General features: G+C 72.5%; 14 protein-coding genes. 5 read left to right on the plus strand and 9 right to left on the minus strand.

The genetic code is table 11. The features are described from left to right. Window positions 1–1,002 (minus strand): serine/threonine-protein kinase (locus VIW71_RS14955; RefSeq protein ID WP_331622746.1); only part of this gene is annotated, 1,002 nt, incomplete at its 3' end. 117 nt (window positions 1,003–1,119) lie between these two features. Between VIW71_RS14955 and VIW71_RS14960 the strand changes: the two genes are divergently transcribed. Continuing rightward, window positions 1,120–1,761 (plus strand): nucleotidyltransferase family protein, encoded by a 642-nt coding sequence (locus VIW71_RS14960; RefSeq protein WP_331622747.1) that lies wholly within the window; start codon window positions 1,120–1,122, stop codon window positions 1,759–1,761. A 62-nt stretch (window positions 1,762–1,823) separates the two neighbouring features. Continuing rightward, window positions 1,824–3,443: a malate synthase A gene (aceB, locus tag VIW71_RS14965; protein ID WP_331622748.1), complete on the plus strand. Its 1,620-nt coding sequence runs from the start codon at window positions 1,824–1,826 to the stop codon at window positions 3,441–3,443. Between the two features lie 82 nt (window positions 3,444–3,525). On the opposite strand, the gene VIW71_RS14970 is transcribed toward aceB, so the two are convergent. From VIW71_RS14970 to VIW71_RS14995, 6 genes are all read right to left on the minus strand, one after another. Next, window positions 3,526–4,938, minus strand: coding sequence for an 8-oxoguanine deaminase (locus VIW71_RS14970; protein WP_331622749.1), 1,413 nt, complete (start codon window positions 4,936–4,938; stop codon window positions 3,526–3,528). 11 nt (window positions 4,939–4,949) lie between these two features. After that, window positions 4,950–5,828, minus strand: a complete 879-nt coding sequence (gene pucL / locus VIW71_RS14975; RefSeq protein WP_331622750.1) for a factor-independent urate hydroxylase — start codon at window positions 5,826–5,828, stop codon at window positions 4,950–4,952. 3 nt (window positions 5,829–5,831) lie between these two features. Next, window positions 5,832–6,164 (minus strand): hydroxyisourate hydrolase, encoded by a 333-nt coding sequence (gene uraH, locus VIW71_RS14980; protein WP_331622751.1) that lies wholly within the window; start codon window positions 6,162–6,164, stop codon window positions 5,832–5,834. Beyond that, entirely contained in the window at window positions 6,161–6,673 is a 513-nt protein-coding gene (uraD, locus tag VIW71_RS14985; protein ID WP_331622752.1) for a 2-oxo-4-hydroxy-4-carboxy-5-ureidoimidazoline decarboxylase, read from the minus strand. The genes uraH and uraD overlap by 4 nt, the downstream gene beginning before the upstream one ends. A 97-nt stretch (window positions 6,674–6,770) precedes the next feature. After that, window positions 6,771–7,151, minus strand: a complete 381-nt coding sequence (locus VIW71_RS14990) for a helix-turn-helix domain-containing protein (protein WP_331622753.1) — start codon at window positions 7,149–7,151, stop codon at window positions 6,771–6,773. Beyond that, window positions 7,148–7,408, minus strand: coding sequence for a hypothetical protein (locus tag VIW71_RS14995; protein ID WP_331622754.1), 261 nt, complete (start codon window positions 7,406–7,408; stop codon window positions 7,148–7,150). Before VIW71_RS14995 ends, VIW71_RS14990 begins: the two co-directional genes overlap by 4 nt. Before the next feature lie 179 nt (window positions 7,409–7,587). On the opposite strand from VIW71_RS14995, the gene VIW71_RS15000 reads away from it, so the two are divergent. Next, the gene (locus VIW71_RS15000) at window positions 7,588–8,307 is read left to right on the plus strand and encodes a hypothetical protein (protein ID WP_331622755.1); all 720 of its coding nucleotides are present in this window, start codon (window positions 7,588–7,590) and stop codon (window positions 8,305–8,307) included. A gap of 32 nt (window positions 8,308–8,339) precedes the next feature. Here the strand turns inward: VIW71_RS15000 and VIW71_RS15005 are convergent, their stop codons facing one another. Further along, window positions 8,340–9,911 (minus strand): AMP-binding protein, encoded by a 1,572-nt coding sequence (locus tag VIW71_RS15005; protein ID WP_414720751.1) that lies wholly within the window; start codon window positions 9,909–9,911, stop codon window positions 8,340–8,342. Between the two features lie 166 nt (window positions 9,912–10,077). Then, window positions 10,078–11,751 carry an AMP-binding protein gene (locus VIW71_RS15010; protein WP_331622757.1) on the minus strand — a complete coding sequence of 558 codons (1,674 nt, stop codon included), beginning with the start codon at window positions 11,749–11,751 and terminating at the stop codon, window positions 10,078–10,080. Window positions 11,752–11,892: 141 nt separating this feature from the next. Between VIW71_RS15010 and VIW71_RS15015 the strand changes: the two genes are divergently transcribed. Next, entirely contained in the window at window positions 11,893–12,714 is an 822-nt protein-coding gene (locus tag VIW71_RS15015) for a helix-turn-helix transcriptional regulator (RefSeq protein ID WP_331622783.1), read from the plus strand. A gap of 153 nt (window positions 12,715–12,867) precedes the next feature. Next, the gene (locus tag VIW71_RS15020; protein ID WP_331622784.1) at window positions 12,868–13,488 is read left to right on the plus strand and encodes a LysE family translocator; all 621 of its coding nucleotides are present in this window, start codon (window positions 12,868–12,870) and stop codon (window positions 13,486–13,488) included. The last annotated feature ends 97 nt before the right edge of the window (window positions 13,489–13,585 follow it).

The raw sequence follows: 13,585 nt of genomic DNA on the forward strand, positions 1-13,585 counted from the left end.
CAGGCCCGGCGGCGGCCCGATGCCGGCGTCCGGGGGGTACGCCGGGTGCGCCGGGGGCGCCCCCACCCCGCCGGGCGCCGTGGGCGGCGGCGCCGGGACCACCGCCGCCCGTAAGGCGGGAGGCAGCCAGGGGTCGGCGCGGGGGCGGGTGGCGTCGGGGGAGGCCTGGGCGCACATGGCGATGATCTGCGCGGGCGAGGGCCGCAGCGCCGGGGCCTTGATGAGGCAGCGGGTGACGATCTCCCGGAGTTCGCCGGGGAGTTCGGAGAGGTCCGGCTCCTCCTGCTGGACCCGGGACAGGACGGTGTGGGCCGGGCCGTCGCCGAAGGGGGCCGTGCCGATCGAGGCGTAGGCCGCGAGCTGGCCGAGGGCGAAGACGTCGGTGGCGGGCACGCTCGGCTTGCCCGCCGCCTGCTCCGGCGTGAGGAAGACCGGCGCGCCGTTGGCCGCCGCGGTGCCGGTCAGAAGCGCGGTGTCCGACGTGCGCGCGATCCCGTAGTCCTTGATCCGCGGGCCGTCGGCCGCGAGCAGCACATGCGCGGGCCGCAGGTCGCCGTGGACGACGCCCGCGTGGTGGATGGACCGCAGGCCCTCCGCGATCCCGGCGACCAGCCGCAGCACCACGCCGGTGGGCAGCGGTCCGGCGCCGCGGACGGCGGCGTGCAGCGAGACCGCGGGCACGTAGGCGGAGGCGATCCAGTACCGCTCCCCCTCCTTGCCACTGCCGGTGACCGGGACGGTGAAGGGGCCGCGCACCCGTCCCGCGGCCTGCGCGTCGCGGTGGAAGCGGGCGGCGAAGTCGGACTGTTCGGCGAGTTCGGCGCGGATCACGGTGAGGGCGACGGGCCGGCCGCCGGGCGCGTGCGCGAAGTAGACCCGGCCGCGCGCCCCGGTGCCGAGCCGTGCGCTGATCCGGTGCCCCGACACCACCGCCGGATCCCCGGGCGAGGTGGGCGCGAAGGCCGGCCCCTGGAAGACCGGACCGGTGTGCGACACGCCCATCAGTCCCCGTTTCTCACCTGGTACCGCCCCTCCCGGGACACGGCCCGACGATACCGGAACAACCGAACATGCCATCGGCCTGTTCCGCAGCCACCGGACAAGCGGTATGCAGGACGCATGGAGACGAATGGCGAGGTGGCCGGTCTGCTGTTGGCAGCCGGCGGGGGGCGGCGCCTGGGCGGCAGGCCCAAGGCGCTGCTGCCGTTCCGGGGGCGTCCGCTGGTCGAGCACGCGGTACGGACGCTGCGCGCGGGCGGCTGCGGGCCGGTGCACGTGGTGCTCGGCGCGGCGGCGGCCGAGGTGCGTGAGGCGGCCGAGCTCGATGGCTGCGTGATCGTGGAGAACCCGCACTGGGAGGGCGGCATGGGCTCGTCGCTGCGGGCGGGTCTGGCGTCCCTGGCGGGCGCCGCGTCGAGGCCGGCCGCCACCGTGATCGGCCTGGTCGACCAGCCGGGCGTGGGCGCGGAGACGGTGGCCCGGGTACTGGCCGCCGCCCGGGCCGGCGACGACCTGGTCTCCGGCCTGGTGTCGGCGATGTACGAGGGCCGGCGGGGGCATCCGGTGCTGATCGGGGCGAGCCGCTGGGCCGGCGTCGCGTGCAGCGCCGGCGAGGACCGGGGAGCCCGTACGTACTTGCGTGAACACGCCGAGCAGACGGTGCTCGTGGAGTGCGGGGACGTCGGTGACGCGGCGGACATCGACACGCCCGCCGACCTGCGGCTGCTGGCCGCCGCCGCGCAGCGTGCCACAGAATGTTGAACTTCCGCAGTGTGAAAACTATACTCCACTATGCAGAATCCCGTTTCGGAGGAGTGACCCGCATGTCCGCAAGCGCACCGTCCCCGGCCGTCGTCACCGAGGCCGCCGGGCCCGTACCCCGCGCGGAGGAGGTACTCACCCCCGAAGCACTGGCGTTCCTCGCCGAGCTGCACCGCCGGTTCGCGCCGCGCCGCGCCGCGCTGCTGGAACAGCGCAAGCGGCGGCGCGCGGAGATCGCCCGCACCGCCACTCTCGACTTCCTCCCGGACACCGCGCACATCCGCGACGGCGACTGGCGGGTGGCGCCCGCCCCGGCCGCGCTGGAGGACCGGCGGGTGGAGATCACCGGACCCACCGACCGCAAGATGACGATCAACGCGCTCAACTCCGGCGCGAGGATCTGGCTCGCCGATTTCGAGGACGCCTCCGCCCCCACCTGGGAGAACGTCATCGGCGGCCAGCTCAACCTGATCGACGCCTACGAGCGACGGATCGACTTCACCTCCCCCGAGGGCAAGACCTACGCCCTCAAGGACAACGCCGAGCTCGCCACCGTGGTGATGCGCCCCCGCGGCTGGCACCTGAACGAACGCCATCTGACCGTGGACGGTGAGCAGCTCCCCGGCGGGCTGGTCGACTTCGGGCTGTACTTCTTCCACAACGCCCAGCGGCTGCTCGATCTCGGCAAGGGCCCGTACTTCTACCTGCCCAAGACCGAGTCCCACCTCGAAGCCCGCCTGTGGAACGACGTGTTCGTCTTCGCCCAGGACCATGTCGGCATCCCGCAGGGCACCGTACGCGCCACCGTGCTGATCGAGACGATCACCGCCGCGTACGAGATGGAGGAGATCCTCTACGAGCTGCGCGACCACGCCTCCGGGCTGAACGCGGGCCGCTGGGACTACCTCTTCTCCATCGTGAAGAACTTCCGCGACGCCGGCGAGCGGTTCGTGCTGCCGGACCGCAACGCGGTGACGATGACCGCGCCCTTCATGCGCGCGTACACCGAACTGCTGGTGCGTACCTGCCACAAGCGCGGCGCGCACGCGATCGGCGGCATGGCCGCGTTCATCCCGTCCCGGCGCGACCCGAAGGTCAACGAGGTGGCGTTCGCGAAGGTGCAGGCCGACAAGGACCGCGAGGCCGCCGACGGCTTCGACGGCTCCTGGGTGGCCCACCCCGACCTGGTGCCGATCGCCCGCGCCTCCTTCGACGCGGTGCTCGGCGACCGCCCGCACCAGAAGGACCGGCTGCGCGAGGAGGTCCGGGTGGCCGCCGCCGACCTCATCGACCTCGGCTCGCTGGACGCCCGGCCGACCTACGAGGGCCTGCTCAACGCCGTCCAGGTGGGCCTGCGCTACATCGAGGCGTGGCTGCGCGGCCTGGGCGCGGTGGCGATCTTCAACCTGATGGAGGACGCCGCCACCGCCGAGATCTCCCGCTCCCAGATCTGGCAGTGGACCAACGCGGGCGTCGTCTTCGAGGGCGGCGAGAAGGCCACTCCGGAGCTGGTCCGCCAAGTCGCGGCCGACGAGCTGGTCGCCGTTCGCACCGAGGTCGGCGAGGACGCCTTCGCGGCCGGCAAGTGGACCGAGGCACACGAACTGCTGATCCGTACCGCTCTGGACACCCAGTACGTGGACTTCCTGACGCTGCCCGCCTACGACCAACTGGCCGGCTGACAACGGAGGATGCCCGGCGCCACGGGCGGACGTCTCGGGGAGCGGCAGCGCCTCGGCCCCGGCTGGTCAGGTCCAAGTCAGGTCAGGTCAGGCCCGCGATGCCGGCCAGGCGGCGCGCCTCGCTACGGGTCAGCCGCGCGATCGCGTCCTCGTCCGCCCGGGTGAGCCGGTTCCCCTCGACCACCGGCCGGCCGCCGACCAGCGACAGGGTGACCGGGGCCGCGGCGCCGAAGACCAGGGCGGCGACCGGGTCGGCGATCGAGGCATGCCCGATGCCGTCCAGCTTCCACAGCACGAGGTCGGCGAGTTTGCCCGCCTCCAGGGAGCCGATCTCGGCGGCGCGGCCGAGCACCTGCGCGCCGCCGTAGGTGCCGAGACGCAGCGCCTGCCGGGCGGTCAGCGCCTTCTCGCCGCCGCCCAGCCGGTTGATGAGCAGGGCGTTGCGCAGCTCGGTGTGGAGTTCGCCCGACTCGTTGGAGGCGGTGCCGTCCACGCCGAGGCCGACCGGCACACCCGCGGCGAGCATGTCGGGCACCCGGGCGATCCCGGCGGCGAGCCGGGCGTTGGAGGACGGGCAGTGCGCGACGCCGGTACCGGTGGCGCCGAAGGCGGCGATGTCGGCGTCGTTCATGTGGACGCAGTGCGCCATCCACACGTCGTCGCCGAGCCAGCCGGTGGAGGCGAAGTAGTCGGTCGGGCCCATGCCGAACAGCTCGTGGCAGAACTTCTCCTCCTCCACCGTCTCGCTGCCGTGCGTGTGCAGCCGTACGCCCTTGCGGCGGGCCAGCTCCGCCGCCTCCCGCATCAGTTCGGTCGACACGGAGAACGGCGAGCAGGGCGCCACCGCGATCTGCAGCATGGAGCCGAAGGAGGCGTCGTGGTGGGTGTCGACGGCCTCCTCGGTGGCGAGCAGCGCGCCCTCGGTGGTCTCCACCGCGAAGTCCGGCGGCAGCCCGCCGTCGCTCTCGCCGCGGTCCATCGACCCGCGGGCGGCGGTGAACCGCACCCCGAGTTCGGCTGCGGCCCTGATCTCCGCGCCCAGCAGATCGCCCGCGCCGCGCGGGAAGACGTAGTGGTGGTCCATGGCGGTGGTGACGCCGCCGCGGGCCATCATCGCCAGCGACCCGGAGGCCGCCGCGTACACCATCGGCTCGTCGATCCGCGCCCACGTCGGGTACAGCTCCACCAGCCAGTTGAACAGGTTGCTGTCCTGGGCCAGGCCGCGGGTGAGCCACTGGTAGAAGTGGTGGTGGGTGTTGACCAGGCCGGGCGTGACGAGGTGCCCGGTGCCGTCGATCCGCCGCACCACGCCGTCCACGGCGGGCGCGGGCCCGGCCCCCACCGACTCGATGACGTCGCCGGCGACGACGACGTACCCGGAGTCGTACTCGGTGCCGGCCTCGTCCACGGTGGCGACGGCGCAGTTCTCGATGACGATCCGCCCGGGCGCGGAAGGCGGCGGCGTGGGACGGTCGGGCGTGGCGTGCTGGCTCATCTGCGGGCCTCTCAGTCCGTCACGGGGATGGCGGCCTCGGCGCCGTCCCGCAGCACCGTGCCTTCGATCAGGCCGTACGGGCGGTCCGCGGCGAAGTACACCTCATTGTCGTTCTTCAGGCCGAAGGGCTGCAGGTCGACCAGGAAGTGGTGCTTGTTCGGCAGCGAGAGCCGTACCTCGTCGATCCCGTCACACCCCTCGACGACCCGCGACCCCATCGCGTACAGGGTCTGCTGGAGCGAGAGCGAGTACGTCTGCGCGAACGCCGCCAGCAGGTGCCCGCGGACCTCCTCGTACGACGCCTCCCACGCCGGGACCGGCTGCTCGTCGCCGGTCCAGGCGAACCGCCAGCGCGCGGTGACCTCGGTGGCCAGGATGCGGTCGTACGCCTCCTTGAGGGTGGTGTACGGGTCCTTGACGTACCCCCAGAACTCCGAGTCGGTGGAGTTCAGCACGACCAGGTCCTTCAGGCCGGAGATCACCTGCCAGCGCTCGCCGTCGAAGGTGACCTCGGTGGTACGGGTCTCCTGGCCGGTGCGGACGAAGGAGTGCCCGGGGCCGCCGATGCGCTCCCAGCCGTACTGCTCGACGCGAATCCTGGCACGCTTGATCGGCTCCTGGCCGGTGACGAAGTGGCGGGCCAGATGCACGGCGAAAGCCTCGGGGGACTCGATGCCGTGTTCCTTCGCGAAGGCGAAGACGGTGTTCTTGGTGGTGTCGGTCGGCAGCACGTTGGCGTTGCTGCCGGAGTAGTGGACCTCGTCCATGTCACCGGACAGGGCGACCGAGACATTGAGGTCCTTCAGATGGTGGGTGGCGCCGTCACGGACGACGCGGACGACACGGGTTTCCGCCTTGCCGTACTGGTTCTGGCCGAGATGGGTGGGCATCGGTTAGCTCCCTCGATATACGGAGTAGCCGAACGGGTTCAGCAGCAGCGGTACGTGGTGGTGCTCGCCCGGGGTGACGGCGAAGACCACCGCCACCTCCGGGAAGAAGGCCCCGCGCCGGGCGAGATACGGTTCGACGGCGAAGTCCAGCCGTACGTGGGCGGTGCCTTCCGGCGGCTCCGGCAGGTCCTTGCAGCGGCCGTCGGCGTCGGTGGTGGAGGTGCCGTGCGGGGTCCACGGCGCGTCGCGGCCGGGGCGGACCGACAGGTGGACGGCGACGCCCGCGGCGGGGCGGCCGACGCTGGTGTCCAGGATGTGCGTGGACACGGACGTCATGACGGCTCCTCCTCGGGCGTCTCCACCAGCCGGGTGAGCCGGATGCGGTTGATCTTCCCCAGTTCGGTGCGGACGATCTCACGTTCGGTGTCCGCGTCGTTGCCGATCCGCGCGTCGAGGGCGGCCAGCATCTGCCCGCCGGTCAGCCCGGTGGCGCAGATCAGGAAGACATGGCCGTGAATGTCCTGGTAGGCCAGGTTCAGACGCAGCAGTTCCTCGCGTTCGGACTCCTGTACCCCGCTCTGCTCCCGCGCGGAGATCGGGTCGCCGGGCTTGGGGCGGCCGATCGGCGGGTGCCCGGCCATCGCCTCGGCGAGGTCGTCGGCGGCGAGGGCCGCCATGGCCGCATCGCTCGCCGCGAGCAGGTCGTCCAGGCACGCGTAGGGCCGGCCGGCGGCGAGCGACGCACCCCAGAAACGGCTGGCGCACACCTCGTGCAGCAGGCCGGATGCGGCGGGGGCGGTGGCCTCGTTCAGCCGGACGAGGCCCGATGAGGGTCTGGAAGTCACCCTCGCACGCTAAGAGCCACCACCCCGGCACGTCAACAGTTTGTTGAAAACTTCCGGTTACGCAGTGGGTTCCGGCGCGAGGCGGACGCGCCGGACGCTATTCGCTGTCGCGGGCGGCGTTCTCCCTGTTCAGGTAGTTGTAAACGGTGAAGCGGCTGACACCGAGCGCGGAGGCGACGGTTTCCACGCCGTGTCGCAGCGAGAACGCGCCGCGCTCCTCCAGGATCCGGACGACGGTCTGCTTCTCCTTGCGGCTGAGCTCGGCGAGCGGGCCGTGGCGGCGCTGGAGGTCGGCCAGCAGGTGGTCGAGGGATTCCGCCAGATGCGGCAGCCGGACCGCCACCACGGGCTCACCCTCCCAGCTCAGCACCACGTCGTCGCCGGTCGCCGCGGCCGGCGGGATCAGCTCCGCGCCGATCGCGTCCACCAGCGGCTGTACGGCGGCGGCGAACGGGTGCGGCGCCCAGGGCTTGGTCATGCGCCGCCCTCACCGACTGCGTTCACCACGTTCACCTGCAACGACACCCGGGTGGCACCGGCCGCCAGGGTACGGCGCAGCAGCTCGCCGACGGCCTCGACCACGGCGTCCACCGAGCCCTCGGCGGTGTTGCCGAACGGCCCGACGTCCACGGCGTCCAGCGTCCCGCCCTCCACGACCTCGCGAGCCACCACGGCGTGCCGCGGCGGCTCGTCCAGGTCGAACGGCTCGGTGGTGAATTCCAGCCTCAGTCTCACGAGGGTGACCTTAACCCGGAGAGGTCGGGTCGTCCCCACTCCGCCGGGTGACCGCCCCGAGCCGACCGGCGGCGGACGGCTCACGCAGTGCCCGACTCCGGTCAACGCGCCGCGCAGTTCCTGCACTATGGGGGCACGACATCTTCGGCACAGAAGCCGTCGACCGGGGGTTGCGATCCATGACAGAGAGCGTGCTCGTGCGCTGTCCGGCCTGCGGGCGGGAGCACAGCTACACCGCCCCCACCTTTCCGTGTGCCTGCGGGACGCCGCTCTCGCCGCCGGTGCGGTACGGCGGCCTGCCGGTGGAGGTACGGCACCGGTCGTGGGAGGACTCCTGGGTACGGCTGCCCTGCCCGGACTGCGGGCGCGCCAACGACTGGCCGCAGCCGGAGTTCGACTGCGCGTGCGGCGCGCTGGTCCGGCTGCCGGTGGACGACTCGTCGGGCGGTGGCCCGGCGGACGGGGCCGGACCCGTACCGCAGGGCGCGCCCCCGCCGCCGATGGCCCGGCCACCGTTCCGTCCGGTCACCATCCGCACCGCGCGGGACGCGCTGACCGCCGCCGCGCAGTACCTGAAGTGGCTGGGCTTCGCGGGCGTACGGCTGGCCGGCGACCGTACGGCCAGCGGGATCGACCTGCGCGGCGACGGCCTGGTCGCCCAGGTGGACCCCACCACGCAGCCCACCACCCTGCGCGACGTGGAATGCCTGTGGCTGAACTGCGCCAATGAGGACGCCGCCGGGGCCTTCTTCTCGCTGGCCGGGTACGCCCACGAGGCGCGGCTGCGGGCCGACCAGCTCGGCGTGCCGCTGTTCGTGATGGATCTGACCGGCACGCCGCAGCCGGTCAACGACGCGGCGGACGAACTCATCCGCTCGGGGCCGGTCGTCGACCTCTGACCGCGGACCGGCCCGCCGAGGCGCGCCGTGCCTCACCGCCGCGCGACGAACTCCTCGCGCAGCTCGATCTTGCGCACCTTCCCGCTGACCGTCATCGGGAAGCCGGCCATGACCCGCAGGTGGCGCGGGATCTTGTAGTGGGCGAGGCGGTCCGCGCAGAACGCGGCCAGTTCGTCGAGGGTGGGCGGGTCGGCGGGATCGCGAGGGACGACGCAGGCGAGGATCTCCTCGCCGTACCGCTCGTCGGGCACACCGACCACCTGCACGTCGGCGACCTTGGGGTGGGTGTGGAGGAGCTCCTCGATCTCCCGCGGGTAGACGTTCTCGCCGCCCCGGATGATCATGTCCTTGATGCGTCCGACGATGACGAGGTAGCCGTCGTCGCGCATCACCGCGAGGTCCCCGGTGTGCATCCACCGTGCGGCGTCCAGGACCTCGGCGGTACGGTCCGGCTCGTTCCAGTAGCCCAGCATCACCGAGTAGCCGCGGGTGCACAGTTCACCCGCGGTGCCGCGGTCCACGGTGACGCCGGTGGTAGGGTCCACGACCTTCACCTCTATGTGCGGCAGCGCCCGGCCGACGGTCCCGGTGCGGTGCTCCACGTCGTCGTCCCGCCGGGTCTGGGTGGACACCGGCGAGGTCTCGGTCATCCCATAGCAGATCGACACCTCGGCCATGTGCATCTCGGCCATCACCCGCTTCATCACCTCGACCGGGCACGGCGATCCGGCCATGATGCCGGTGCGCAGCGACGTCAGGTCGTAGGTGGCGAAGTCCGGCAGGCGCAGCTCGGCGATGAACATGGTGGGGACGCCGTAGAGCGAGGTGCAGCGCTCCCGCTGGACCGCGCGCAGGGTGGCCGCCGGGTCGAAGGAGGGCGCGGGGATCACGATGCAGGCGCCGTGCGAGGTGGCGCCGAGGTTGCCCATGACCATGCCGAAGCAGTGGTAGAAGGGGACGGGCAGGCAGATCCGGTCCTGCTCGGTGTAGCCGACCGCACCGCCCACGAAGTAGCCGTTGTTGAGGATGTTGTGGTGCGAGAGGGTGGCGCCCTTGGGGAAGCCGGTGGTGCCCGAAGTGTACTGGATGTTGACCGGTTCGTCGCAGCTGAGGGTGGCCTCGCGGGCGGCGAGGTAGCCGGGCGCCATCCGGGCGCCGTCGGCGGTCAGTTCGTCCCAGGACGGGTCGCCGATGTGGATCACCTCGCGCAGCCGCGGGCAGTCGCCGCGCACCTGGGCGGCCATCGCGCGGTAGTCGCTGCCGCGGTGGCGGGTGGAGGCGATCAGCACCTCGACGCCGGCCTGGTCGACGACGAACGCCAACTCGTGCGACCGGTAGGCCGGGTTGATGTTCACCATGATCGCGCCGAGCCGCGCGGTGGCGTACTGCGTGAGCACCCACTCCGGGCAGTTGACCGCCCAGATACCGACCCGGTCGCCCTTGCGTACGCCGTGCGCGGCCAGTCCGAGCGCCACCTCGTCCACCGCACGGCCGAACTCGCGGTACGTCCAGCGGCGCCCGCTGGGCACGTCGACCAGCGCCTCGTGGTCCGGATACGCCGCGATCGCGCGGTCGAGGTTGCGGCCGATGGTGTCCCCGAGCAATGCGGTACTCCCGCTTCCGTGCGCGTACGAGGGTTCAGCCGGCCGCGAGGGCCGGGGGATCGGTATGGGTATGTCGGTCACCGTGTCCTCCGTTCGCTTCTCCGCCCGCTCGGCCCAAACGCGAGCAGCACACCCGCCCGCAGCCCGGCAGCCTCACGCGCGCCGCTCACCGGTGGTCCTCCTCGTGGAATTCCGCGCTGCGGTCGTGCGCGGTGCGGGTCCGCAGGTCGATGCGGCGGATCTTGCCGGAGACCGTCTTGGGGAGTTCGGCGAACTCAAGCCGCCGGATGCGCTTGTACGGCGCCAGGACCGACCGCGAGTGCGCGAAGATCGCCTTGGCGGTCTCGCCGTCCGGCGCCCAGCCCGCCGCGAGCACCACGTACGCCTTGGGGACCGCGAGCCGCACCTCGTCGGGCGCCGGCACCACGGCGGCCTCGGCGACGGCTTCGTGCTCCAGCAGCGCGCTCTCCAGCTCGAAGGGCGAGATCTTGTAGTCGGAGGACTTGAAGACGTCGTCGCTGCGCCCGACATAGGTGATGTAGCCGTCCGCGTCGCGGCGGCCGATGTCGCCGGTGCGGTAGTAACCGCCGCCCATCGCCTGCTCGGTCAGCTCGGGCGCGCCCGCGTACCCCCTCATCAGGCCGACCGGGTGGTCGGCGAGATCGAGGCAGATCTCGCCCTCGGAGGCGGGCTCACCGGTGACCGGATCGAGGAGGGTGACGGTGTAGCCGGGTGAGGGGCGGCCCATGGAACCGGCCTTCACCAGCTGGCCCGGCGTGTTGGCGACCTGCACGGCCGTCTCTGTCTGTCCGAAGCCGTCCCGGACCAGCACCCCCCACAACCGGTTGACGTGCTCGATCACCTCGGGGTTGAGCGGTTCGCCTGCCGCCACCACCTCGCGCGGCGGAGTGCCCAGCGCGCTGAGGTCGGCCTGGATCAGCATCCGCCACACCGTCGGCGGCGCGCAGAAGCTCGTCACCCCGCAGCGGTCCATCTCGGCCATCAGCCGGGCCGCGTCGAAGCGGGTGTAGTTGTGCACGAACACGGTCGCCTCCGCGTTCCACGGCGCGAACAGGCTGGACCAGGCGTGCTTGGCCCAGCCGGGCGAGGAGACGTTGAGGTGCACGTCTCCGGGACGCAGCCCGATCCAGTACATGGTGGCGAGGTGGCCGACCGGGTACGACAGGTGGGTGTGCTCCACCAGCTTGGGCCGGGCGGTGGTGCCGGAGGTGAAGTAGAGCATCAGCGGGTCGTCCGCCCGGGTGGGCGCGTCGGGTACGAACCCGGGGGCGGCGGCGTACGCGTCCTGGTAATCCAGCCAGCCGGGTACCGGGCCGCCGACCGCGATCCGGGTGTAGTTCCCCGGCACCCCGGTGAACTTCCCCGTGTCGGCCGCCCGGACGACCACGTGCCGGGCGGCGCCGCGGTCGATCCGGTCCCGCAGGTCGGCGGGGCCGAGCAGCGGGGTCGCCGGGACGACGACGGCCCGCAGTTTCATGGCGGCGAGCGCGGTCTCCCACAGCTCGGCCTGGTTGCCGAGCATCACCAGGACGCGGTCGCCGGCCCGTACGCCCCGCTCGCGCAGCCAGGTCGCGACCCGGGCCGAGCGCTCGGCCATCTCGCGGAACGAGATCCGGGTCTCGGTGCCGTCCTCCTCGACGATCCACAGCGCGGTGCGGTCGTTGTCCTCCGCGATGACGTCGAACCAGTCGAGCGCCCAGTTGAAGTGCTCGGGCCGCGGCCAGCGGAAACCGTCCCGGGCCGCGGCGTAGTCCTCGCGGTGCCGCACCAGGAAGTCGCGGGCGGCCCGGAACACTCCGGTCGCGTCCGATGCCGCCATGTGGCCTCCTCATTGATGCGCACCTGAGTAGCATCGTGGAGGAGTGACGTACGTCTCACTACCCCCGTACGGGGGTGAGGAGGTTCCGCGGTGGAAGGGGCACGCGCCGAAGCCATCGAAGTCCGGGCGGCCCTGTTGCGCATGCGCAGGTCAGGGCTGCTGCCGGTGACGTTCGGCGGGTTGGTGCAGGGCGGCGCGGGCGGCGGTCCGGGGCTGGCCGCATGCCAGTTCCGGATCACCGAGCTGGCCGGCACCGACACCGAGACGCTGCGCGGCCTGACCATCGCCACCGGAAACGGTCTCGGCGGCAAGACGCTCGCGATGGCCAGGCCTTTCTCGGTCACCGACTACCGCTCCTCCCGGGTGATCAGCCACGAGTACGACCCGGCGGTCGCCTCCGAGGGCCTGCGGTCGGTGCTCGCGGTGCCGATCGTGGTGCACCGCCGGGTGCGCGGCGTGCTCTACGGGGCGCTGCGCGTGCCGTACGCGCTGGGCGACCGGCCGCTGAACGCGGCCCTGAACGCGGCCCGCGACCTGGAACAGGCGCTGGCCGTACGCGACGAGGCCGAGCGGCTGCTCTCCTTCGCCCAGCAGCCGATCACTCAGGACCCGCGCGCCTGGGAGGAGGTCCGTGAGGCGCACGCCGAACTGCGCGCGCTGGCCGGCAGCGTCGTCGACCTGCGGCTGCGTCAGCAGATCCTCACGGCCTGCGCCCGCCTCGCCGCGGCGGCGGCCCCGGACGCCGCGGCGCCCCGCCCGGCCGTCCCCGTCCAGCTCACCCCGCGCGAACTGGATGTGCTGTCCTCCATCGCCTCCGGCGCCACCAACTCCGCTGCCGCGAACCGGCTGCGCCTGCGCCCGGAGACCGTGAAGAGCTACTTACGGTCGGCCATGCGCAAGTTGGACGCGCACACCCGCCTGGAGGCGGTGGTCGCCGCCCGCCGTGCGGGGCTGCTGCCCTGAGCCCGGGCCGCCTGCCGCCGGGCCGGCCGGGAGCCGGAAATCCGGGGGCGCCCGCCTCTCTCGCGCGGTTACGCTCCCCGGATTCCGGCGAGCGTGTCCGGCGAGCGTGGAGGAGAACGGGTGTCCGTCGATCGGGTGCTGGGGTTCGCGACGATGTCGCTGGTGCTGGTGCTGATACCGGGCCCGAGCGTGCTGTTCGTCCTGGGGCGGGCGCTGGCGCTCGGGCGGCGGGCGGCGCTGGGCAGCGTACTGGGGAACTCCGTGGGCGCGTACGCGCTGGCCGGGCTGGTCTCGGTGGGGCTCGGCGAGGTGGTCGCGCGATCGGTCGCGGTGTTCGTGGCGCTGAAGCTGGCCGGGGCGGCGTATCTGGTGTTCCTGGGCGTGAAGGCGTGGCGGCACCGGCGGGCGCTGACCGTCGGTGCGGCGGCAGGGGACGCCGGGCCGCGCGAGGGCGCGCGGGGTGACGCGCGCACCGTGTGGGAGGGATTCGTGGTGGGGGTGACGAACCCGAAGACCATGGTCTTCTTCGCGGCCGTGCTGCCGCAGTTCGTGGACCGGGGCGCGGGGCACCCGCGCGAGCAGATGCTGCTGCTGGCCCTGGTCTTCACGGTGATCGCGCTGGTCTGCGACAGCGTGTGGGCGGTGACGGCCGCGGCGGCCCGTGCGTGGTTCGCGAAGTCGCCGCGCCGGCTGGCGGCGGTCGGTGGTACGGGCGGGCTGGCGATGATCGGGCTCGGGGTGACGGCAGCGGCCACCGGGCGCGCGGATGCGTAGCGGGCGGACCTGAGGAGAACGGCACAGCACGGCGGGCCGTGTGAGGAGCCGCACACTGCCACCAATACGAAACGTTTGCGTTTCGATAAGCGACGCC

The organism is Streptomyces sp. (genome assembly GCF_036524955.1).
Classification (GTDB): Bacteria; Actinomycetota; Actinomycetes; order Streptomycetales; family Streptomycetaceae; genus Actinacidiphila.